The 23179-nt window shown below is 60.7% G+C and carries 18 protein-coding genes and 3 tRNA genes; 7 read left to right on the forward strand and 14 right to left on the reverse strand.

Going from position 1 to position 23179, the window contains the following annotated elements; genetic code table 11:
* Positions 1 to 529 precede the first annotated feature (529 nt).
* Positions 530 to 2956 carry an ABC transporter permease gene (locus DD236_RS00865; protein ID WP_109092501.1) on the reverse strand — a complete coding sequence of 809 codons (2427 nt, stop codon included), beginning with the start codon at positions 2954 to 2956 and terminating at the stop codon, positions 530 to 532.
* A gap of 2 nt (positions 2957 to 2958) precedes the next feature.
* Entirely contained in the window at positions 2959 to 3669 is a 711-nt protein-coding gene (locus DD236_RS00870) for an ABC transporter ATP-binding protein (RefSeq protein WP_109092502.1), read from the reverse strand.
* A 114-nt stretch (positions 3670 to 3783) separates the two neighbouring features.
* On the opposite strand from DD236_RS00870, the gene DD236_RS00875 reads away from it, so the two are divergent.
* The 4 genes from DD236_RS00875 (at position 3784) to DD236_RS00890 (ending at position 9532) form a co-directional block, all read left to right on the forward strand.
* Positions 3784 to 4683, forward strand: a complete 900-nt coding sequence (locus DD236_RS00875) for a sensor histidine kinase (RefSeq protein ID WP_243409864.1) — start codon at positions 3784 to 3786, stop codon at positions 4681 to 4683.
* On the forward strand, positions 4664 to 5326 hold the full coding sequence (locus tag DD236_RS00880) for a response regulator transcription factor (protein WP_109092503.1): 663 nt from the start codon (positions 4664 to 4666) through the stop codon (positions 5324 to 5326). The genes DD236_RS00875 and DD236_RS00880 overlap by 20 nt, the downstream gene beginning before the upstream one ends.
* Positions 5327 to 7735, forward strand: a complete 2409-nt coding sequence (hrpB, locus tag DD236_RS00885; RefSeq protein WP_109092504.1) for an ATP-dependent helicase HrpB — start codon at positions 5327 to 5329, stop codon at positions 7733 to 7735. It abuts the gene before it with no gap.
* A 114-nt stretch (positions 7736 to 7849) separates the two neighbouring features.
* Complete coding sequence (locus DD236_RS00890) at positions 7850 to 9532, forward strand: SLC13 family permease (RefSeq protein ID WP_109092505.1); 1683 nt, start codon at positions 7850 to 7852, stop codon at positions 9530 to 9532.
* Here DD236_RS00890 and DD236_RS00895 read toward each other — a convergent pair whose 3' ends face one another.
* From DD236_RS00895 to DD236_RS00915, 5 genes are all read right to left on the reverse strand, one after another.
* Positions 9533 to 9895 (reverse strand): META domain-containing protein, encoded by a 363-nt coding sequence (locus DD236_RS00895; RefSeq protein WP_109092506.1) that lies wholly within the window; start codon positions 9893 to 9895, stop codon positions 9533 to 9535.
* 33 nt (positions 9896 to 9928) lie between these two features.
* Positions 9929 to 10357: a hypothetical protein gene (locus DD236_RS00900; RefSeq protein WP_109092507.1), complete on the reverse strand. Its 429-nt coding sequence runs from the start codon at positions 10355 to 10357 to the stop codon at positions 9929 to 9931.
* Positions 10357 to 10722 (reverse strand): hypothetical protein, encoded by a 366-nt coding sequence (locus DD236_RS00905; RefSeq protein WP_109092508.1) that lies wholly within the window; start codon positions 10720 to 10722, stop codon positions 10357 to 10359. Before DD236_RS00905 ends, DD236_RS00900 begins: the two co-directional genes overlap by 1 nt.
* Before the next feature lie 10 nt (positions 10723 to 10732).
* Positions 10733 to 12142, reverse strand: coding sequence for an amino acid permease (locus tag DD236_RS00910; protein ID WP_243409865.1), 1410 nt, complete (start codon positions 12140 to 12142; stop codon positions 10733 to 10735).
* Positions 12143 to 12207: 65 nt separating this feature from the next.
* On the reverse strand, positions 12208 to 12816 hold the full coding sequence (locus DD236_RS00915; RefSeq protein ID WP_165819782.1) for a TetR/AcrR family transcriptional regulator: 609 nt from the start codon (positions 12814 to 12816) through the stop codon (positions 12208 to 12210).
* 108 nt (positions 12817 to 12924) lie between these two features.
* Here DD236_RS00915 and DD236_RS00920 point away from each other — a divergent pair, with 108 nt between their 5' ends.
* Positions 12925 to 13434 carry a DUF805 domain-containing protein gene (locus DD236_RS00920; RefSeq protein ID WP_165819783.1) on the forward strand — a complete coding sequence of 170 codons (510 nt, stop codon included), beginning with the start codon at positions 12925 to 12927 and terminating at the stop codon, positions 13432 to 13434.
* Between the two features lie 49 nt (positions 13435 to 13483).
* Here DD236_RS00920 and DD236_RS00925 read toward each other — a convergent pair.
* Positions 13484 to 13556, reverse strand: a tRNA-Arg gene (locus DD236_RS00925).
* Between the two features lie 136 nt (positions 13557 to 13692).
* Between DD236_RS00925 and DD236_RS00930 the strand changes: the two genes are divergently transcribed.
* Complete coding sequence (locus tag DD236_RS00930) at positions 13693 to 14508, forward strand: DUF1684 domain-containing protein (protein ID WP_109092511.1); 816 nt, start codon at positions 13693 to 13695, stop codon at positions 14506 to 14508.
* On the opposite strand, the gene DD236_RS00935 is transcribed toward DD236_RS00930, so the two are convergent.
* From DD236_RS00935 to DD236_RS00945, 3 genes are all read right to left on the reverse strand, one after another.
* Positions 14487 to 16082, reverse strand: a complete 1596-nt coding sequence (locus tag DD236_RS00935; RefSeq protein WP_109092512.1) for an LTA synthase family protein — start codon at positions 16080 to 16082, stop codon at positions 14487 to 14489. The two genes, DD236_RS00930 and DD236_RS00935, sit on opposite strands and share 22 nt — an antisense overlap.
* Positions 16083 to 16214: 132 nt before the next feature.
* Positions 16215 to 16308 (reverse strand) — tRNA-Ser (locus DD236_RS00940).
* 90 nt (positions 16309 to 16398) lie between these two features.
* Positions 16399 to 16485 (reverse strand) — tRNA-Ser (locus DD236_RS00945).
* Positions 16486 to 16824: 339 nt separating this feature from the next.
* On the opposite strand from DD236_RS00945, the gene DD236_RS00950 reads away from it, so the two are divergent.
* Positions 16825 to 18483, forward strand: a complete 1659-nt coding sequence (locus DD236_RS00950) for an HNH endonuclease signature motif containing protein (RefSeq protein ID WP_243409917.1) — start codon at positions 16825 to 16827, stop codon at positions 18481 to 18483.
* Positions 18484 to 18519: 36 nt separating this feature from the next.
* Here DD236_RS00950 and DD236_RS00955 read toward each other — a convergent pair whose 3' ends face one another.
* From DD236_RS00955 to serS, 3 genes are read right to left on the reverse strand one after another with little or no spacing between them, the layout of a single operon-like run.
* Positions 18520 to 21021: an MFS transporter gene (locus DD236_RS00955; RefSeq protein ID WP_133246023.1), complete on the reverse strand. Its 2502-nt coding sequence runs from the start codon at positions 21019 to 21021 to the stop codon at positions 18520 to 18522.
* Between the two features lie 4 nt (positions 21022 to 21025).
* Complete coding sequence (locus DD236_RS00960; protein ID WP_109092515.1) at positions 21026 to 21910, reverse strand: HAD family hydrolase; 885 nt, start codon at positions 21908 to 21910, stop codon at positions 21026 to 21028.
* Entirely contained in the window at positions 21910 to 23172 is a 1263-nt protein-coding gene (serS, locus tag DD236_RS00965) for a serine--tRNA ligase (protein WP_109092516.1), read from the reverse strand. Before serS ends, DD236_RS00960 begins: the two co-directional genes overlap by 1 nt.
* Positions 23173 to 23179: the final 7 nt, after the last annotated feature.

Here is a 23179-nt window from a genome sequence, read left to right on the forward strand (position 1 = left end):
CGCCGTTTCCATTCTGAGGCAGAGTTGGAATTCGAAGCCGCCGTTGATTGGTACGACGTCCAACAGCCGGGCCTCGGTGACGATTTCCTTCAGAGTGTCGAAGAAGCTTTAGAATTTGTCCTCGAATGGCCCTCAATTGCACCAGTGGTTTCTGGCTGGGATCAAGAGCCCGAGGTGCGCACCCAAAGTGTTGCAAGATTCCCATATCAGGTGCATTTCTTCCTCATAAATCATGAACTCATAATTGTTGCAATCGCGCACCACCGTCGCAGGCCGAACTACTGGAAGGGCCGTGTGTAGTACGCGCAGAAGCGGCACTCATTGGTGCTGCGGTGGTGATTGGGGTTCTGGTGCCGCAGTCTCTGAGCTCACCAATCTTGGGTTGAGGTTACCGCCTTGGGAGGCCAATATAGCGGCAACCCACAGCGGAAGAGGCAACCCAAGTTGAGGCTGCTGCCACAGTGGGTAGGGCGGAGGATTCGCCGCGCCAGACTGCTAGGATGCGAGCGCTCTAGGCCGCGAGGGCGCACTAGGCCGTGAGCGCCTCCACGGGAGAGATCTTGGCGGCCTTACGGCCCGGCATGAGCGAGGCCACGATGGCGGCCAGGATCGCCACCGCCACCACACCAATAACTTGCAGCCACGGGATCACGATGACCGTTTGGGCAACATCGAACGGCATAGCCAGCGTTCCTACCCAGCCGAAGAAGATGCCGAGGGCAACGCCGATTATGGCGCTGGAACCAGCGATGAGCGTTGCCTCTAGTACGAGCATGCGCTTCATCTGCTTCTTGGTGAGGCCAAGGGCGCGGAGCAGCCCGTTCTCGCGGGTTCGCTCGAATACGGAGAGCGAAAGGGTGTTTGCCACGCCCACCAGAGCTACAAGCACCGAAACAGCCAGCAGCCCCACAATCACCAGGAGCACGGTATTGATCATTTGGGTGTACATCGCACGCTCGGCGGCTGCGCCGCCCACATCTAGATTCTCGTCCATTGAGGTCAGCGAATTCTGGACCTCGGTTGCGTCCGCATCGTCCGCGAGCTTCACGTAGATCTCGCGGATGCTGGATGAATCGGTTACGCGATCGAAGTCCTCGGGAGAGATGAGGATCTGATCGGTATCCTCGTCCTGTGTGACGGCCAGCTCTTCGCACTGGGTGTCCCCGCAAACTTCTAGGGAATCGAGGTCCAGATAGCTCGGCACGCGGGCCTCACCGCTCTCAATCACCGGGACGGTTGAATGCGCCACTGAGTTGAGATCGGGCTGAGCTAGTACGGCGACAGTTTGATCGTCTTCGGTAGCCTTCGCTGGATCGCCCAGAGTGAGCGTGTTGCCGCTCAGAGTGCCGTCGGTGCCGCGGACTTCTACCGCCGTGTCAACACCCTCGGTCCCATTCACCCGGTCAACAACGTTCTCCGAGATTCCGGAGCTTGTGGCCACGAGATCGTAGGGACGGTGGGAATCCACCTCAGTCAGGAGCGTCTCACGCATCGATCCGGCAGCAACCGCCATCGTGGTAATGAGGGTGACGCCTAAGATGATTGCTGTGCCAGTGGAGCCGGTTCGCTCCGGATTGCGAACCGTGTTGGAGCGGGCCATGATGCCCACGACGGAACGGAAGGGCGCGCCAAACAGATAGGTGACCTTGGGCAGAATAACGGAGCACACGAGGAGCGCCCCGATGAAACCGAAAACGCCGGAGGCGAAGGCGACGAGGAAGCCAATATCCTCGCCCATATCGATCCCAAAGTAGAGTCCTGCAAGCGATACGGCCACGATGGACGTTCCAACAACAACGCGTACCTTGTGGCTGCGCTTAGCAGCTTCGGCATCAAGGGGAACTAGCGCCTCTATGGGTGAAACCTGCGTGACACTGCGGGCAGGGCGGGTCCCAATGAGGAAGGTGAGTAAGGTGCCCACGATCCAAACGATCGCCATCTGCCCGAGGTCCTGCATGGCGAAACCCTCGCTAAGGCCGTCGGCCACATCGATCCACACCAGCACAAAGGAGCCAAGCACGGCCCCAACCACAATGCCGATCAGTGAGGATACTGCACCAACCAATAGAGTTTCGCCTCGAATCATCCCGCGAACTTGGCGTGATGTGGCGCCGAGGGTGCGAAGGAGCGCGAGCTCGCGGCGGCGCTGCTCGAAGATGATGCGGAAAGTTGTGGACACCACGATGGCAGCCACGGCAAGCGCGATCACCGGGAAGACGAGCATAAAGACCGTCATGGTTCCCTGCCCGAGTTGCATCTGAGTGAGATCCTCGTCCATCGCATCCGCGCCGGACTGGACGGTCACGCCGGGATCGTCAATCGCCGATTCAATAGCCGCCGTCAGCTCGCCGCTTCCGGCTACGTAGAGGGCGTTAGGTTCGAAGGTTGGGTCAACGGCGCGAAGCGCTTGGGCGCTGGCTACAGTATCCGTACCGGATGTGGTGCCGCCTGACGATTCGAGGATCCCGGAGACTTGGAGGGTGTGCTGGTCCTCGTCGCCCCATGCACCCTGTGCAGTTACGCTGTCTCCAACGCCCACGCCTAAGGCATCGGCGTTGGCTTGGCTCAGTGCTAGCTGGTCAGGGCCGGATGGGAGAGAACCCGATACCAGTTCCTGCGCATGAGCCACGCTCACCGAGGGCGAAACCTTTCCTTCAGAGGTGCGAATATCCCAGTATCCATAGCCAAACTCGCGCACCGAATCGACGCCGTCCACGCCTTCGACAACTGCAATGTACTCATTGAGGGGACGCTCTGAAGGATCGTCATAGTTCAGGGCGACCACAGCATCCACGCCCTCGTACTGCTGGCGCACGGACTTGGTCAAAGAAGCATTCAGTCCTGACGATAATGCAAGGGCAACCACCACGAACGCCATCGAAATAGCTACGGCCAGTGCGGTGGCCATATACCGGCGCGAATGCGCCCTGATATTTGCTCGGAGAAGTTCTCCCATTGCTAAATCTCCCTCAGCTGATCGGCTGTGGGGTGATCGAGCGAGGCGGAGATCTTCCCGTCCCGCACCGCGAGAACCCGATCGGCAATCAGAGCCGAATTCTCATCGTGGGTCACCATGATGACGGACTGCCCGAGCTTGTCCACGGCCTCACGGAGCATTGAAAGAACCTCGGCGGACGCCTGCGAATCCAGATTTCCGGTGGGCTCATCGGCCACGATCACGGCCGGGCGCATGAGAAGGGCACGGGCCACCGCCACGCGCTGCTGCTGGCCACCCGAGAGCTCGGAGGGCCGGTGAGAAAGGCGTTCGGAAAGCCCAAGTGAAGAAGCGATCTGATCGAACCACTGTGGATCCACGCGCTCGCCCGCCAGCTTCAGCGGTAGGAGCATGTTTGCCTTGGCATCCAGCGTGGGGACAAGGTTGAAGCTCTGGAATACAAAGCCGATGCGTTCGCGGCGTAGGCGGGTGAGGTCGTCGTCGTCCAAATCCGTAATCTCACGTCCTTCGATCTGGACGGAGCCCTCGGACGGGGTGTCCAACCCGGCCAGAACGTGCAGCATGGTGGACTTGCCGGAACCGGATGGCCCCATGATGGCGGTGAAGCGGCCGGCTTCGAAGCCGACGGACACGTTGTCGAGGGCCACAACGCGCGTGGCGCCGCTGCCGTAGATCTTGGAAACGCCGTTCAGGGCGACAATGGGAGTGCTCATGGTATCTATTCCAACGCATGGGCCAGGGGCAGCGGGAGTAGGTGAGCTATCTTCTTGAGGTAGAGCCAGCTCTACCCTCTAAGCTAGGTGGTGGGAAGAGAGGAAGGCATGGGGATGCGCAAGATTAAGTGGCTGATTGCCGTACCGGTAATCGCTGGCGCAGTAGCGGCCCTCCTCTTAGGAGCTGGCTTCATCTTAGGCACTGGCGGGAGTTCGATGGCCTACATCGCCAGTTGGGGAGCTGCCGCGCTGGCCGCACCTTTCCTCGTTTGGAAGCTGGTGGAATGGGCGGCACGTAAGATCACCGCGGCGGTGGATCCGCGCGAGCCTGCCGAGATAGCTGCCCTCACCGAGTCAAGGCGCGAAATCGTGCGCGCTTTTGAGATCGAGCGGCGGCGGATCGAGCGCGATCTTCACGATGGGGCACAACAGTATTTGGTGACGTCATCCATGGCGGTGGGCGAGGCCGATCTGATCCTCGAAACCGGCGGGGATGTGGACGCGGCGCGAAAGCTGCTGGCAAAGGCTCAGGACGATGGCGCGGCAGCTCTACGGGCGCTGCGACACACGGTGGCCGGCGTGCATCCCAAGGTGTTGTCCGATCTGGGGTTGGAGGCGGCCGTGCGCAACCTCGCCGCCGATAGCCCACTGGAAGTGACCGTGCGCGTACCCCACCAACTCCCCGAGCTCCCCGAGGGCGTGGTGGCCGCGGGCTACTTCATGGTGGCCGAGGCCCTGACTAACGCCGCGAAGTACGCGGGAGGCGCATCAGTTTCGATCCTTCTGGTGGCCGATGACGATTTACATATTAGTGTTGTCGACGACGGACCCGGCGGCGCCGTGATATCTCCCGATCATGGGTTGGCCGGCATGAAAGAACGTTTGGCCGCGTTTGGTGGAAGCTTCGGCGTGATGAGCCCGCCGGGTGGGCCAACAACCGTACAGTGTCAGATCCCGCTGCTACTGCGGCAGGGCGAATTTGGAGTGGTGATTGATGAAGCTGATCGTAGCTGACGATTCGGCGCTGTTTCGCGAAGGTTTGATCGGGCTGCTGGAGAGGCAAGGGCACGAGATCGTGGCCTTCGCGGCGAGCGCCCCCGAGCTCGAGACTGTGGCCGCAGCAAACGAGGCGGATGTGATCGTGACCGATGTGCGCATGCCTCCGCGTATGGCCAACGATGGGTTGGCCGCCGCCGTGGAGATCCGGAAGAAGCAGCCGGAAACCGGGATCATGGTGCTCTCACAGTACGTGGCCCCGGCCTACGCCTCTGAACTCTTTAAGCCGGGAGCTCCCACCGAGGGCGTTGGCGGCCTCGGGTACTTGCTCAAGGACCGGGTCGCGCGGGTGGCCGATTTCATCCGCTCGCTTCAGGTGGTGGGCGCCGGCGGGGTGGTGGTAGATCCTGAGATTGCTACAGCCCTCGTACAGGGCCGGCCATCCCGGCTGGACGTGCTGTCCCAGCGCGAGGAAGAAGTCTTGGAGCTTATGGCCCAGGGCCTGTCCAACCAGCAGATCTGTGGCAAGCTCTATCTCTCCAGCGCGGCAGTGTCCAAGCATGTGGCCGCCGTATTCTCGAAGCTGGGGATGGCACCTGGCGAAGACAACCGGCGGGTTCGGGCGGTTTTGGCCTACCTCACCGAGAAACAGGGAATGTAGTTGGAGGATCTGCCGGTTTCAGCCAAGATCGCAGATATTCGGGCGGCACTCGCGAGTGGCGCCGTAGTTATTCAATCGCCTCCGGGCACAGGTAAGACTACGGTGGTTCCTCAGATAGTTGCCGAGCAGTGCTCAGGGCGGGTGCTTGTGACGCAACCGCGCAGAGTCGCTGCCCGGGCGGCGGCGCGGAGGATTGCTGATCTACGCGGTGAGCGGGTGGGCAAATCCGTGGGTTTCTCCGTGCGGGGTGAGAGCCGCGTGGGGCCGGATACGCGGATCGAGATGGTGACTCCGGGCGTACTGGTGCGCCGCCTGCAACGCGACCCTGAGCTGGCTGGCGTTGGCGCGGTGATCCTAGATGAGGTTCACGAGCGACACTTGGACAGCGATTTGGCCATGGCAATGTGTGTGGACGTGCGGGACGCGCTGCGCGATGATCTCCTGCTCATAGCCATGTCCGCCACCGTGGAGGCGGAACGGACCGCTCGCTTGATCGGCGGCGAGACCGTGGACATCCCGGGGGCGATTCATCCGGTTCGGACGGTGTGGACACCGCCGCCGCGGGGGATGGAGCCCCTCGGGGGATACGGCGTGCGGCGCGAGTTTCTTGGGTGGGTGGCTGATACCGTGACCCGCGCGCTGGCGGAGGTTCCCGAGGGCGATGTGCTCGTGTTTCTGCCGGGAGTGCGGGAAGTTCGTGAGGTTGCGGGCCTCGTGGGCCGCAATGCGGAGTTGGCTGTGCTGGAGCTGCACGGCTCGCTCTCCGCGGCAGAACAGGATCGTATTTTCGAGGGGTCGGGGAGGCGACGGGTCATCGTGGCCACCGCCATCGCGGAGTCCTCGTTGACCGTTCCGGGCGTGCGGATTGTGGTGGATGCTGGGCTTTCACGCGAGCCGCGGATGGACTACGCGCACGGCATGGGTGGGCTGGTAACGGTCCGCGAATCGCAGGCAGCTGGCACCCAGCGTGCCGGGCGTGCCGGACGATTGGGGCCCGGCAGCGTCTATCGCACGATGGACCAGACCACTTGGGCTCGCCTTGCTCCTCAGAGCGAACCGGAGATCCGAACCGCCGATCTGACGGACTTCATGTTGGAGGCCGCGGTGTGGGGCGCGCCTAGCGGTAAGGATCTCGCGTTGCTCGACGAACCGCTGGAGGCTGGGCGTGAGGCCGCCGAGGAGGTCCTGCGCGGGATCGGTGCAGTGGATGAAGAGGGTAGGGCCACCGGACTGGGGAAGCGTATCGCGGAGCTTCCCGTGGGCCCGCGTATCGGCCGGGCGCTGCTCGAATCGGCACCTGAGATGCCGGCGGCGCAGATCTGCGCACTGATTGAGGAGAACGTGCGTATTCCGGACGCTGATCTGGTGGGCAACTGGGCTCATGCCACCCGCAGCGCTCCAAACTGGAAGCAGCAAACAAAGCGGTTGCAGAAGATGGCGGGCAGCTCTGGCGAATTGGGTAGCCTGAGCGAGCCGACCGAGCGACAGATCGCCGCCGTGATCATGCGGGCCTATCCGGATCGGGTAGCCCGGAGGCGGCGCGGGACGGGCCGCTACCTTCTTGCCAATGGTGTGGGCGGCGTACTCCCGGAGCACTCTCCGCTTCAGGGCTGCGAGTGGCTCGCAATAGCTCAAATCGATCGCGGACAGGGCCGGGCGGACGCCATGATTCGCATGGCAGCACCGCTGGATGAGGACCTTGTGGATACCCTCCCCGTGACCACACAACATGAGGTGACATTCTCTGGCGGCAAGCTCCGCGGGCAATCACGGAGGATGGTGGGGGCGATTGAGGTTGCCGTCGTCGGTGAAAAAACAAATCCGGAGGCGGCTCGAAAGTGGGTTTCCTCAGGGAATCTGGTGTTTGACTGGACGGAGGCGGCAACGAAGCTGCGGCAGCGTATGGCCTTCTTGCACCGTGCGTTGGGGGAGCCGTGGCCGGATGTGAGTGACGCGGCGCTGGCCGAGCGGCTGGAGGAGTGGGCAGGGCTGGAAATTGAGCGGTTTATTCGGGGCGGGAAGCTGGCGCCGGTGAGCCGTGGACAGTTGGAGCGGCTCTTCCCATGGCCGGATGCGGCCAACATTGACGTACTGGCACCGGAGAGAATTGCGGCGCCGAGTGGGCAGAGCTTCGCGGTGGACTATTTGGGGGAGCGCCCCAAGATTCGGCTACGGGTTCAGCAGGCGTTCGGATGGACCGAAACTCCCGAGATCGCGGGGGTTCCTCTGAATCTTGAGCTACTTTCGCCCGCCTCGCGGCCCGTGGCTATCACGGACGATCTGGCGGAATTTTGGGCGGGGGCGTACGCCCAGGTTCGCGCAGAGATGCGCGGGCGGTACCCGCGCCATCCATGGCCCGAGGATCCGGCACATGAGAAGCCGACGAATCGGGCGAAAAGGAAGGCATAATTTACGGTAGTGGAGGGACAACGATATGACTGATGCTACGGTAACGCTCATTGTCATGGGCGTAGCGATTGTCGCGTTTATTTCCAACCGTTTGCCGGTGGCGTTGTTGCCATTTTGACAGCCCTGTCCCTGTATGGGCTTGGTGTTTTAGACCTTGGAAGTGCGGTGGCTGGCTTTGGTGACCCGGCCGTGCTGTTCTTGGCCTCGCTCTTTGTGGTAGCTGAAGGCCTAGATGCCTCGGGTATCACGTCGTGGATAGCCCGTTCCATCACAGCACGGGTGCACGGGGAAACCGCGCTAATGGTAGCTCTCATGGTGGTGACTGCCGTTCTGGCCGCCCTTCTCACTCCCAACGGTGCGGCGGCGGCCATGGTTCCCATCGTCTTGACCTCGGCCAGATCCATTGGCGTGAGCCCCGCCAAAATGCTCATGCCCGTTGCCTTCGCGGCAAGCGCCGGAGCTTTGCTTACTCTGTCCGGATCCGTGGTGAACGTTCTCGTATCCCAGACCGCTCAGGAGGCCACAGGTCAGGGCTTCGGCTACTTCGAGTTCGGTATCGCGGGTGTCCTCCTCGTGGGTGGCTCAATCCTTGCAGTTGTGACCGTACAGCGCTGGATCCCAGTGGAGCGCGATACGAAGCAGACGAAGGACTTCGGGCGGCATGTGGACGCTCTTGTAGAACATTATGAGCTAGAGCAGGGCTTTTACCGGCTGCGGGTGGATGAGGAGTCCGGGGTGTCCGCTCAGGGGTTGGGCAGTAGAGCGGAACTATACGCGGTTCAAACACCGGACGGCGGGGTTCGTGGGCTTGACGAGGATCTGCATACAGGCGACGAGCTGCTGGTGACCGGACAGGATGAGGACATTGAGGAACTGGTTCGTTCGGCCAACCTCAGCATTGTCCAAACCCCGCTGCGCCGTTCAACTCAATCTCAGCTGGTGCTGGAAGAGGCGGGGGCTGCCGAAGTGATTGTTGCCCCGCGTTCAGCGTTGGCCGGGCGGTCGGTGTTCACTGGCATGCGCATCGGCACCGTGACCATTCTGGGTATACGACACAAGGGCAAGGATGCCCGGACCGCGGAGGTGGAACTTCAAGAGGGCGATACGCTGCTAGTGCACGGACCACGGGACGGGATCTTCCGGCTGGTGGACTTTCAGGAGGTTGTTCTTGTGGACTGTCCTGAATCCATGCGGCGGCAGCTGGCGCCCTTGGGGCGGCGGGCATGGGTGGCTGGGGCCATCACGCTGGTCATGATCGTTGCCCTGTCCGCCAATCTGCTAGAGCCAGCGGTTGCGGGGCTTCTAGCGGCGTGTGCGATGGTGCTGGTCAAGGTGGTGAGCGCCGAACAGGCCTATCGAGCGATCTCATGGCAGATGCTGGTGCTCATCGGGGCACTCATTGCGCTTTCAACCGCGATCACCTCGTCCGGGGCGGCAGAGCTTCTTGCTGATGGGGTGCTGTCTGTTGCGGGAGGTGGGGGAGTTGTTCCGGTTCTCGCAGTGGTTTTCTTGGTGACGGCCGCCCTCGGTCAATTCGTCTCAAACACCGCGTCTGTGCTTGTGATGACTCCCGTGGTGTTGGCGATCGGTGAGGCGTCTACGATAGATCCGCGCATGATGCTCATGTCTTTGGCCATCGCCTCGGGGGCGTCCTTCCTCACGCCTATCGCCACGCCCGCTAACATGATCGCCGGAGCAGCCGCCGGCTATCACTTCTCCGATTACTGGCGTCCTGGCCTTGCACTCATGGCCGTGTGGTTCATAGTGGCCGTCTTCTTCGTACCGATTGTTTGGTAGCTAGTCCGCGGCTCGTTCGAGGGTACCTAGCGTCTCGCCATCCGCGCCGAGGATTGTCAAGGTATCGCCGTCCAGCGTGGCGGAATCTAGCCCGGACAGCCAGGCGTCTACATCCGGGCAGGCCATCATCGTGGAGGCGACGGGGGAGAAAGAGATGTCTTTGCCGTCCTGAGTCCACGAACTTGTGAGGCGGTTGCAGCCGTCGGTTCCGGATACCTTGCCGTCCTCCTCGAACGTGAGCGACGGCTGACCCTCCGCGTCCTCACCCCATGTGCCTACCACAGTGTCCGAGCTGGAACAGCCGGCTAGTCCGGCGCTTGTGAGGCTTACTGCTGCGAGAATGGAAAGGATCCGGCGGTTCATGCTTCGATTGTTCCACGTGTATACCCTTCGGGGCTACGACGCGACTTCGTCTTCTTCTTCGAAGCTAGCCGCCAAGACGTCCGCGTTGGCCGCAACTTGGCGAATCACCCGCAGAATGCCCGAGCGGGTCATGCCCTGGAACGGGAGGCTGGAGCGCAGGGATAGGGCACCGTCTGCGAACACCACGCCGCCCTCTAGGAACTTGGCGGCTTCCTCCATTGCCTCGCGCACCTGAGCATCGCGCGGCGATTCGATGATGGGGGCGGTGATGTAGGCGATCTGGCCTAGTTCTCCTACCGGGGCATAGGCCACGGTAACGGTGCGCTTCCGCTTCTCCGTCTTCCACTCCACGGTGAAGCTGAGCGCTCCTGAACCGGTTTCTTCGGCGTCCATATCCCCGATTAAGGCGTCTTGAAGGCTCTGCCAATCATCGATGACGCGCTCGCGCTTCTTCCCGAACATCAGATCTCCCTCATGAGTGCGTGAGCCTCAGTGACAGCTAGGCGAATAGCCTGATCTAGGCGTTCCGCTTCTAGGCCCGCGAACGGCAGGGCCTGATGGAGGTGAACTGTTTCGTTCATGATCCGCAGGGCGCCGAGCGGGAGATCCTCGGAGGCCGCTGCCAGATGCAGGAGATCCGTCTTATCGGCCGGGGCGATCGGGGAGGCGATGTGCACTACCGTGTACTCCGGATCCGCCGTCGATTTACCGTTCCAGACCATCGCGGGCCCGGCTTCGAGGCGCAGGCGGGCATGGATTGAACTGGAATCGTCCGATTCGAAGGTCTCTTTCACGTGGGCAAGGCATTCGTCCCAGGAAGCAAACATGGGTACTAGCCTAGCGGAGTTCCTCGGCTAGGAGATTGCGCGGCGTGGCAAGCGTGCGGACGCGGGCCAGAATCAGATAAGACGCCACCAAGATGACTAGGTACGGAATCCCCGCAATCCACACGGCGGGAAGGATCCAGAGCATAGCAATGAAGATCGCGACGGCCGCAACGATCACGAGGATCGGAACGGCGGGCGCACCCCACAGGTGGTGCTTCGTGATTGGTAGGCCCGCGCGGGCCCTCTTCTGCCGAAAAACCATGTGAGTGATCATCACGATGATCCACGTGACAAGAACGCCAGCCGTGGCGGCACCATAGAGCTGCATAAATGCGCTGTCCGGGCTCACGAGGGAGAGGATCGAGGCGAGCACCATACCGAGCGTCGCGATAAGCACCGCCCCACGCGGCGCACCACTCTCAGACGTGCGCGCCGCCCAGCGCGGGGCCATGCCATCGAGAGCGAGCGAATGGATCATCCGAGAAGAGGAGTAGAGGCAGCCATTGGCTGCCGAGAGAGCGGCCACGATGAGCACCGCGTTCATAATGTGCGCGGCCGCGGGAATGCCAGTGGCATCCAGGACTGCAACGAAGGGAGATTCCAGTACCGTCCCGTGCGAGGCCGCGGATGTAGTCCACGGTTGGAGCGTCACGATGATGAGCATCGCGACGATGTAGAAGAGGAGCAGGCGCCAGATCATGTTCCGGGCCGCGCGCGGTACATCGCGCTCGGGGTTCTCGGATTCGGCGGCACCCACGGAAACGTTTTCAATGCCGCCGAAGGAAAATACGGCCATGCAAGCCGCGGCGAGGATCCCGCCCAGCCCGTAGGGAGCAAAGCCGCCGTGAGCGGTCAGATTCGAGAAGCCCGCGGCAGGATGATCGGGTAAATCCACGAAAATCAGGATGATCCCCAGAACGATGAACACGGAGATGGCCGTGACCTTGATGAGGGAAAACCAGTACTCGCTCGAGCCATAGAGCCGCACTGTCGCCAGATTGAGTCCCACGATGAACAGGGAGCACAGGATGGTGCCCAGCCCAAGCGGCAGGCCCGGGAGCCAGAACCGCAGGTAGGTGGCCGTGGCCGTCACCTCAGCACCCACGGCAATCAGCATCATAAACGCGAAGTTCCACCGTGTGACATACCCGCCGAACTTTCCCAAATACGAGGCGGCCACTGCGCCGTGCCCGCCGGGGACCGGATGAACCGTCACCATTTCGGCCAACGCCCACACCACGGAAAGTGCCATGAGCCCGGCCAACGCATAGGAAATAACCGTTGCCGGCCCGCCCAGTGCGATCGTGGAGCCGGATCCCAAAAAGAGCCCGGTGCCCAACGCCCCCGAGAGACCAATCATCGAAACCTGTGCCGAGGTCAGGCGGCGGGAGAGTGATGTGTGCTGCTGGGTGTCCGGCATGTATTCCTCGTAAAACTAGCGGCTAGATCAACCTCTTTACCCTACGCCGCCGTGGAAACCCACTGCTAGGACGTTTTGTGAAGCCCGTTTTGATAGGCGCGGACCAGAGGAAGAAAAACATCGTCAATGATCGCAGTAACTGCGTCTATGTCAATCTTGCTCCCTGCCACGAGAATTTCGTCTCTTAATAGGCGCAGTGGGAGATTGATGACTCGATCCGGGAGATCAACGGTCAATTCACCGCGGTCCCGTGCTTGATCCAAGAGTTTTTTCATGACTGGATTGCCCTGAGACAGGACTTGATCGCGCAGTACGGCAAGATTCCGAGCATGCTCTCGAGGAAATACTCCCATCACGGCAATTAACGAAGCTATGCCCACCTTGTTAGCGATCACCTGATCAAGGAGAGTGAGGATGTCTGATCGCAGTGATCCTGTGTCGGGCAGAACAAAATCAAATGCTTCGAATTGCCTCTTCAGCGCCGCAACGGCCATCTCTTCGCGTGTGGACCAGCGCCTATAGAGGACAGGGCGTGACGTTCTGGCACGATTCGCCACCCCTTCAAACGTCAAGCCGTCCAGGCCCTGTTCCATGATTTGTTGCCAAGCGGCATCTAGGAGAGCACCTTCTAAGTCCGCTCCGTGACGCCTGACTGGAGCTGTTCGCTTTGTCATACTCATCCCCTCAAGATTCACTTGTGTATCTTACACAGGTACGCTACGGTCGGTCCATATGGAGATACGGGAATGTATCTAAGTGTCGCCCAGAGAAGAGAGCAGCAAATGTCAGCTCCAACAGAAAACCGGAGCCAGTGGGATCCACGCGCGGAGATTGGTATTGAGCCCGCACTGAAAGATCCGTGGTATGGCGCCACCTTTGGGCAGGCCCTGAAGCGCTACGTTCAAAAGGCGCTCCACTTCCGGGGCTACGCTTCCCGTGCAGAATTCTGGTGGGTGCAGCCAGTTCTGTTCATCACCAACGTCTGCCTGGTGGCCTTTCTGCGAAATGTTGTCTGGAATTCCGCGGGCGGCAATGTAGCGGTGTGGGCCGTCCGCATCACAGCGCTGATGGTTGTTTGGCTGATCCAGATCGCCATGCTGGTTGCCCAGCTCTCCCTGATCTGGCGGCGCCTCCATGACACCGGCCGTTCGGGAGCGTGCTTCTTTATTACGTTCGTTCCTGTGATCGGCCCCGTCATCACTGCAGTTCTTCTCGCGTTGCCAGCGAAGCCCGCTAGGCGCCGAGGGGAGTGGAGTGATATCGATGAATACGTCGTGGGCTGGTTGGGATGAATATACGAAAACTCCCCGCCGGGAGCGAATCACCGACAGGGAGCCTCTGCGCGCCCGAAGGGACTCGAACCCCCAACCTTCTGATCCGTAGTCAGACGCTCTATCCATTGAGCTACGGGCGCATGCCCCATTTTGGGACGTCCATAAGCATACATCCGTTGGAGAAGGACGGCCAAATCCCGCGTAATGGTACCCGTCACACAACAGAGTGCTTTAGTATTCCTTTAATCTTCTGAGTAGAAAGTTTACAATCGCATCATGACTAATAACGCTGAAGCACGCTGGCGTGAGTGGCACGATAAGCGCAATGAGGAGCTGGCCTCCAGCCATGGCTGGCTAAGCCTGATCTCCTTCACATGGCTTTCTGAAGAGCGCTCCGGGATCAGCAGTTTCCCAGGTTCGTGGTACGCGGATCGCGGGGAAGCGGCCGTGTCCTTCAAGGACGTTGAGCACGCCTATGCCCTGCCCGTCTACAAGGACGGCGAAAAGTTCACCGGCGAGGCCGTCTATGACCTGGCCGAGGGCGAGTCCCAAACCAATCTCGAAGCCGGCACCCGCGTGGCCGAAGTGGCGCGGCGCGGAGGCAAGTACGCCGTGCGAGTTCGCGATTCGCTGGCTCCCACACTCAAGGCCTTCACTGGCGTCCCCACCTTTGATTACGATCCGAACGCCGTAGTTTCGGGCCGCTTTGTCCCCTACCCCGAGCCGAGAGTGGTCCCGATTGAGACCGCACGATCCTCGGTAACGAGCGAGACCACGCTAGTTGGAGACGTTGTTTTTTCAATCGACGACGACGAATTCTCCCTCGCCGTTTCCCGCTCTGGCAGCGGCGATCTCATAGCTGTGTTCCATGACGCGAGTAACGGTGAGGAAACCGCCGACTGGCGGTTTGTGAGTGTGCCGGGGGATGACGTCGTCGTCGACTTTAATAAAGCCCTCAACTTCCCCGCAGCTTTTACGCCGTTCGGGACCTGCCCAAAGCCTCCGGAGGGCAACACTCTTGGGGTGAAAATCCTAGCCGGGGAAAAGCGCCCCGCGGAATGGATCGATCCTCACTCCCAGAGCTCTTTGTAAAGGTCTGTTGAGCTGGAGTTATAGAGGTTCGCGAGATCGTCGAAGCTGAGATTGAGAATCGTTGGATCGGACACCTCGCTTTCTGGGATGAGGAGTGAGACTCCCATCCCGGCGCGGTGATCCTCCACGCCGAACCCGAGTGCCTCGAGAATCGTGGGGTACAGGTGGGCCTGAGTGCCTTCTGTGCGGGCCAGCTCAACGCCGTCGGGGCTCCACATCGCGTTGAAGAGCGGGAGCTGCTGCTGGGCCGTCCAACTGAGGCTGCGCTTGTATTCGGCGATCTCCGCTGTAGTGAACGCCTGGTGGTCGGCCATCACCACAACCATCGTGTCATCGAGTATGCCTTCTTCATCCATGTAATCGATGAAATCTGCGACAATCTGGGACTGGCACTTTACCGTGTTCTTTTCCAGGCTTCCCGTCGTATCGGGGCAGTAGCCAAAATCCTCGATCGGAGCGTGGTTGTCCAGCGTGATCATGGAGAGAGTGAAGGGGCTGGCGGAATCGTGGAGCGAGCGAACCTCCTCCTTGGCGTTCTCGAAGAGGCGCTGATCGGAGAGTCCCCAGCCCGAGAACTGGGTTTCGCCGATGGACTTCCAGTGGTCGTAGCCGAGCACCGTATCGAAGCCGTGCGTGTTGAGGAACGTGCCCTTACTCGCGAACGATTCCGGGGCACCGCCCATGTAGACGTTGGTGTAGCCGGCCTCCTTGAGAACGTCACCTAGGCATGTGGCACCCGGCATGTAGGTGGCTAGGCCGTCACCGATGCCATTGTTGGCCTGCGGTGCCGCCTCCGTCATCACCATGCCCTCTGCCGGCTTGGGTGGGATGCCGCACTGGGAGGTAACCACTCCTCCCATCGTGTAGCCGTAGTAGGGGCTCATGGTTAGGTTGGGGAGGCTATCCCAGTTTGACGTGGATTCGTGCAGGGAGGCTAGGAGGTCCTCACCCATGTATTCGGCCGAGCCGAAATCATCATCCATAGACTCCAAGTAGATCAGCACGAGGTTCTTGGGGTCGTCGGGGGTGGAGGTGATCACCGGCTCCTTGTAATAGTCGGAGATCGAAGTGTTCGTGACGATGCCGCGGATGTAAGAGGGCAGGCCCATCGCCGAGGACGCGCTGAACGTGCCGGTTGCGAACAGGACGAGGCTTGTTGTGCCCGCGAGGAACCGGCTGTGACGGGCTACGAAGTTCTTGGGGGGATTCCGGCGGACCCATGTGTAGTAGATGAGGGCAGCGCCAGTCAGGAGCGCCAACGGGATGGCGACTGCCTCAATGATGAACGATCGTATAAAGGCAGGATCTGCGCCTGCCCCTTCGCCTCCTAGCCCCGGGATGTTCGCGATCATCTGCTGGAAGCTAATCTGGCCAAACGTGTTGAGCACCCAGATGCTTGAGCCGCAGAGGATGACGCCGAGAATCGCGGCAATCCAGCCGAGCCACGTGCCCGCCCGGTGGAGGGTGGAAGGTTTGGCTTCGTGCTTTGCTGCGGTGGGGGCCTGCTCGCGGGACGCTTCGCCACCTAAATCCGTCCTAGAAGACGGGGTTTCGCTCTCGTCTGCTGCTCCCACATCGTCCTCTCGTGCGGAATAACTGCTCCTACAAGTACACGAGCATATAGCGGGAAGCTGTGGAAATCACGGGGGAGAGCCGCGGGTGCGGAGAGAGGGCGCAGAAATTAGCGCGGTACAACAGGCCAAAAATGGCGGAGACGGGGGGATTTGAACCCCCGAGGGACTTTTAAATCCCTACCTTCTTAGCAGGAAGGCGCACTCGACCGGACTATGCGACGTCTCCGAGCACATGCAATCCTACCGGTCTGTCCGAGCCGATGACAATTCGAGACCAGCGGCGGCCTGTGACGTCCCTCGCAGGGAGGGGGCTCTGCGGAAGGTAAGGGATTCGAACCCTTGGTACGGTTGCCCGCACAACGGTTTTCAAGACCGTCACATTCGGCCGCTCTGTCAACCTTCCTTTGCTGAAAGAAATTCAGCACGTTAAGTCTAATGCAAAGAATCGGGTGCCCAAACATCGGCAGCGGAACAACCTAGGTTTTGTGCGCAAGATCAAACGAGGGACGCGGTCTGGGTCTTGTGGATTGATGGTCTTGGCGGCTTGGAGGTAAGTGCTTTTCGCCTAGATCAAGACCCGTGTCACCATAATCAATTCCCTAGTAAGAAGGTTTGGGAGCTCACCATCGGAATCCAGTAGCTGGATCAGCCACCTTCAACACCGCAGAAAAAGGTGTGGGAGGTGGTCGATAGGCTTAAGACATCGAAAGAAACTTCGAGGGTTAGAGAGGTGATAAGCGTGATGGATACGTTGTTTGATCAGGGATTGGCTCGGCCGCAGCCTGTGGCCGAGGGGCCACCGGATAGGGGGAAGTCGCCGCCGGGAAAGCCAAACCGGCCACCGGGTAAGAGTAAGTGGGTGCGGGATGCGGGGCAGGGCATCTCAGGTTTCGGGGAGTACGCCTCGGAGCGCGAGGATGCTCATACTGCTTTTGGGGTATTGGCCGATGCCTTGCGGGGTGTGACGGGTTTGTGCCAAGCAGTCTCTGTTGGTCAGGGAGGATTGACGGAGACGGTCGAACTCGTTACCGCTGTCAAGGAGGCCATCCGGCACTTGGACGGTGTAAAGCTGGCCGGTATCGCACGAATCGATGAGATCCAGAATCGGCAGGCCGAGGAATCGCGGAGTGGGAGGCGCCCGGCGCTACCTGGCGAGGAAGCGACCCTTGCGGCCTCACTGATGCGGGCAGGCAAGCAGTCTAAGGCTCAGACCGGGCGGGAAATGAAGCAAGCACGCGCGTTGTCTACATATCCCCTATTCGCGAAGGCAATTGAGAAGGGTGTTTTATCGGACGCTTACCTAGACGTCTTGACCTCCCACATTGGAGAGGGTTTGGTTCCTGCTGCCCAACGCGACGAGCAGAATCTGCTCGAGTTGGCGCTGGCCGAACCTGTTGAGTACTTCAAGAAGAAGGTGCGCTCGTGGCGAGTGGGGCAGTCTCCGGCCACCGCTGAAAAGGAAGCGGCCATCCAGGCCGCACAAGAATCCTTCAGCGTGTTTCCCGATCGCGATGGCTATCGGCTGTCTGGGTGGCTCACTAGCGCAAATGGGATTGCTCTCGCGAGCGCGTTACGGGAAATTGTCGGTGTTCCGACGAAAGATGACTACCGGCGGCCGCAGCAGCGGAACGCTGAGGCGCTCGTGACGCTGGCCAGTTCGCGAGTTCCGAGTGCGGCTGGTGGAGCGCCTAGTGATGCGGCTGCTGGAGCTGCGTCGCCTCGCCACGAGATCCTCGTCCACGTCCCCCTCTCCACTCTGGTTCAGGCCGAGAAGGCGATAGAGGCCGGATGCGCGGCGCTGAGTGAGCTGGACGGAAGCGGTCTGGCAATAGCGGGCAGAGAAGCAGGAAGCGACTGCGCTACGCGAGGTGCTGGGCTGGGGAGAGCTGGCGAGTGCCTTGCGTCTCGAGTGGGGCAGGAGGCTGATCTGGGGGCTGTACTAGGAGTGATTCGCGCCGGTGTTGAGACGGACATGTTGGACGGCTTCACCCCTGCATCTCTCCCCGACGGCAGTTCGCTTGCTCCCAGCCAGCTCGCGGAGCTGATGTGTGATAGCCATCTGACGCGTGCCGTGTTCACCGCCGCTGGGGAGCCGCTGGACGTTTCGCGGCGACAGCGCTTGTTCAGCCCGCGCCAAGCCAAGGCGGTGATTGCCCGAGATCGGCACTGTCAGTTCCCGGGATGTACCCGGGGCCCGGAGTACGGGGAGGTGCACCACGCCCAGCAATGGGATCGGAGCGGCCCAACCATAGTGGACAACGCGGTTCTGCTCTGCTTCGCACATCACCGCGTGATCCACAGCGAGCACATCACGATCACCCATCACACAGGTGGTTTCGGCTTCACCCGAAAGGATGGTGAACACATCGGGACGAGTAGGACCCGGCCGCTGATCGAGTAACCGAGTCCTCAACTGGCGCCTCGAGGGGAGTATTGGTCAACGTCTAGGGGCGCCCGATGCGAGCTTTGGTTCCTGAGTTACTTCCGGTTCAGATGGTGAGTTCTGTTTTTGGGACGACGACGAATCTTGCTCTCCCTGCACGAACCCGACGAGCAGTGGCAGCAGCAAGATCGCGGCCATGCCGGGAATGACTATGCCCGAATCGTTCAGCGCGAAGGCCAATGTGGTGCATACCGCGATGGAGATGAGGGCGGGCTTCAGCGCGGCTGACGCATGCCCAGAAATCTCCGTTGGTGCTAGCCAGCCCCAAGCGCTGAGGTAGGACATGCGGATGTGGTTCCACCAAGTTGGCTTCCAGCCCTTATCGATCGGTTCGCCAGCGTCCATCACCGCGTGCTTGCGAAGAATCTGGAGGAGTACCAGCAGAACGAGGAGGAGGGCAGCGAGCGTGACCCAACGATGAGTAGAGGAGAAGAGTAAGCGTAGGTTAGTGCCACCCTTACGGATGAGGATGTCCCAGAGTTCGCCCTGAAGTACGGAATCGAAGAAGCGGCCCAGATGAGTTCGCTCAGCGGCCGGGCGCAACCAATCGACGAACGCCAGGCCAGCCGCGAGCAACCCGGTAATTCCGACGATTCCGAGAGCCTTACCCCAGGACACACGAATTTTGCCTATGAGCATCATGAGCACGATGAGTGCTGGCAGGAAGGAAAGGGCTCCGCCGAAATCGGCGCCCATGGATGGCATGGCGTCAATCGCGGCAACGATGAGTCCGAGGAATCCAATGACTGCAAGAGCCCAGTTGCGTCCCGAAATCCGCGCTGAGGTGCGGCCTGAAATCCATACGCCCAAGAAGGACAGAATCACGAGTGCTCCGGTGGCTAGCAGCGAGTACGCCTCGTTGCCTAAACCGTAGAACCGCGCGGCCGTCAGGATGTTGAAGCCCATGGGTGAATCGGCCATGAGGTGTGATCCCGTGGCGGTATCGAGGAGGAGTACACCAGCGGTGAGACCCGAGATGGCAAGCAGGGGAGCCGTGTTTCTCAGCCTCTGAAGGTTAAGACAAATGAGTCCGATACCGCCGGCCAGAAGCCAACTCCCGCCTATGAGGGCAAGCGGCGGATTGCTCGTATTCCACCAGCTTAGGAGGTTGATGAGAAGACTGGACACGGGCACGGAGGCCAGTGTGTACCCAAGCCAGGACCATACGCGCCGCAACGGGAAACGCCGGTACACCGGTTGCATGAACAAGACCAAGCTCAGGAGGAAGAAGCCGATGGCCGTATTTGTGACGAACCGAAGGAAGAGCCCGCGGTTTGCCAACATCTCGCTTGAGTGAACTGCGTTATCCGAGAGGACGGTGGTGCGCTCGGCCAGAGTAGCAGAATCACTGTTGGATGTTATGGGTGCTCCGGTCACGTCGGTGGAGTCCAGCCCCAGCATGTCGAGGATTGTCGGAGCGATGTCGGTTTCGTGAATCAGCCCGGTCTGCCGCGTGGTGCCAGATGTCCCCAGAGCTCCCTCACCTTGATCGCCCACCGTCCCGGAGATGGCAATCTGGAGTGCTCGATCGTTCCCGAAATCGGTGAGGGAAGCTACGAGTACCTGTGTACCTTCGGGTACCTCACCAAGCACGGTGTCAACGCGTGCGGCGTTGTCTTCCGTGAGTTCCTCACGCATGGCATCGCGGGAATCTTCGTAATTCTCGCGTGACTCCTCTGTCTGAGCAGTTTCGAGGGACTGGATCGCATCCTCAAAGCTCATGCCCTCTTCGGGGAACTCTGGTTCGGGAGTTTCTTCGATGACTGGGGGTTCTTCAGTTTCGTCGTCCGGGGCACGGTTGGGATCGGGCAACGGGGGAAGCCCTTGTGCCAGCCGAGTCTGATTCTCTGCCTTACGCTGGGAGGATTCGCGCTGCAAATCGTTCTTGTAAGAATGGGTATCTGCATCCACTACCGTCAGTGCGTTATCTGACGCACTCTGGCTGACAATGCTGGCGAGCTCGGTGTTGTCCGACGGAGCCTCAACATAGTTCTCGGGAACGATGCCCGATTGGGGAGCAAGAACGTATGCACCGCCTGTGCCGACGGCCTGCGAAGAAACGTCACTGACCGAATCCCCAAACGTTCCCGGGGCTGCCCCAGCCGTCCGCTCTAGCGTGAGCGTTGGGTCAATGGCAAGCGCTTGAAGCGACTGCCCCCAGAACGTGATCTGGTGCCCGGCATTCACCTTTGGTTGGGGGCATGTGATCATAGACTGCGCGCTGGGATAGACCTGTCTTCCAGCTGAGATCTCCAACCACGAATCAAATGGGCAGCTCACCCCGCTTAGCGGCATGGGTGCCATGTTAGCAACGGTTCCATTGGTTGCTAGCTGTTCCAGATGCGGATAATTCTCTGCGTCCAGCCGGTTCCACGTGAGTCCACCGGTGAGGATCACGACTACATTGTCTTGGTCGGAGGAGGCACTTGCCGCCGTGGTCGGCAAAAAAAGGCACGACACAAGAAGAATCAGGACTCGCTTCAGCATCGTACTCACCACCTCAGTATAAGGATTCAAGGACCTCTGCTAGGCCGTCTTCGTCTACGGGTTTGGTCTGGGCGTTGGCAGCGGCAACTACGCGCGGGCTCGCGCCGCCCATCGCCACACCGTACTCCGCCCATCGCAGCATCTCGAGATCATTCCCGCCATCGCCCACGGCAACCGTGGCCTGCGGGGCCACCCCAAGAGCAGTGCGCATGTCCTCAAGCGCAGCGCCTTTAGAAATGCCGAAGGGGGAAACGTCCAGCCAAGCGGACCAACCCACGGCATACTCCACACCCTCCATGCCGATGGAACGTACGGCGGCATAGAGTTCTTCGGAGGTGAGATCGGTGGCTCGGACGGTCAGGCGGGTGGCGTTCTCTACGCCCAGCTGGTCTACCGGAAGAACAAGGTTCGGTCCCGAGAGCTCGCCGGGAGGGAAGGCCCGGTTGATCCGCCGCGGCCCGTCCAGCTCCTCAACTGCCAGAAGCGCCTCTGGTAGGGCTTCGTGCAGTAGGAGGATCTGCTCGCGCGGATCGAAGGTGGAATAGGAGAGCACACGGAAGTTGGATCCGACGTCTAGGCGGCGCAGCTTGGAGCGCGACTCAATGATCTCTCTGCCGCCCAGTACTGAGGTGGGAAGAAAAGTCTCGCCCAGTCCTAGAGATATGGCGCCGTTCGAGCACACGGCCACTCCCTCGGTCATTTCAAGCTGGCCCAGGGCGAGCTGCGTACCGTGGATTCCGCGCCCAGTGGCCAACATGAGCCGTGTTCCGGCGTCAATATGGGCGTGGATAGCCTCCTTGACGCGCTTGGATAGAGAGCCGTCGTGCCCCAAAATGGTGCCGTCGATATCTAGAGCGATCATGAGATCACTGCCAGCATGGGGTAGAAGATTTTCCATTAAGCCACCGGGTCGAAGTGGTCCTTTCCTCCAAGGTAGGGGCGAAGTGCCTCAGGGATATACAGCGAGCCATCGGCCTGCTGATGGTTTTCGAACAGGGCAACCAGCCAGCGCGTGGTGGCAAGGGTACCATTGAGCGTCGCGGCCGCCGCGTTTTCTCCCTCGAACTTCTCGCGGATACCCAGACGGCGCGCCTGATACGTGGTGCAGTTGGATGTGGAGGTGACCTCCATGAATCGATTCTGGGTGGGCAGCCACGCCTCACAATCGTACTTCTGTGCGGCAGAGGATCCGAGATCGCCAGCCGCCGTGTTGATGACGCGGTAGGGAAGCTCTACCTTCGCCAGCATCTGCTCTTCGAGCTTCAGGAGGCGATTGTGCTCCACGATGGAATCCTCCATGCGGCAGTACACGAACATCTCCACCTTATTGAACTGATGCACGCGGATGATTCCACGGGTGTCCTTGCCGTAGGAGCCGGCCTCGCGGCGGTAGCAGGAGGACCAGCCAGCATAGCGCCGTGGCCCGCCCGAAAGATCCAAGATCTCGTCCTTGTGGTAACCGGCCAGCGCCACTTCGGATGTGCCCACGAGGTACTGATCGTCTGCGGGCAGGTAATAGATCTCATCAGAGTGTGCGCCGAGGAAGCCGGTTCCGGACATGATGTCCGGGTTCACGAGGGTGGGAGTGATCATGAGCGTGAAGCCGTTGGCCTCGGCTACGTCCGCCGCCATAGTGAGCAGCGCTAGCTCGAGGCGAGCACCCACGCCCTTGAGATAATAGAAGCGGGAACCTGACACCTTGGTTCCACGCTCCATATCCAGAGCGTCCAGGCCTGTTGCCACATCCAAGTGGTCCTTCGGCTCGAAATCGAACTCGCGGATATCGCCTACATGGCGCAGGACCGTGAAATCGTCCTCGCCCCCGGCGGGAACGCCCGGTAGAACCACATTATCGATCGCCCTGTTCGCCTCGGTGTAGGCGGCGTCGGCAGCTTTCGCGGCCTTGTCTAGATCGTCGACTTCCTGCTTCTTCTGCTTGGCTTGGGCGAGGATCGCCGGGCGGTCCTCCTTCGAGGCCTTTCCGATAGACCGAGAGAGCTCATTCTGGGCGGCGCGGGCCGTCTCGAATGCTAGGAGGGCTGAGCGGCGTGCTTCATCGGCGGCGAGCAGCTCATCCACCAGCTGCTCGCTCGCACCGCGCCTGCGCTGGGATTCACGTACAGCTTCTGGGTTCTCGCGGACAAAACGGATATCGATCATAAGAATA

Origin of the sequence: Ancrocorticia populi, from assembly GCF_003123745.1 — a bacterium.
In the GTDB taxonomy this organism is placed as follows: Bacteria; Actinomycetota; Actinomycetes; order Actinomycetales; family Actinomycetaceae; genus Ancrocorticia; species Ancrocorticia populi.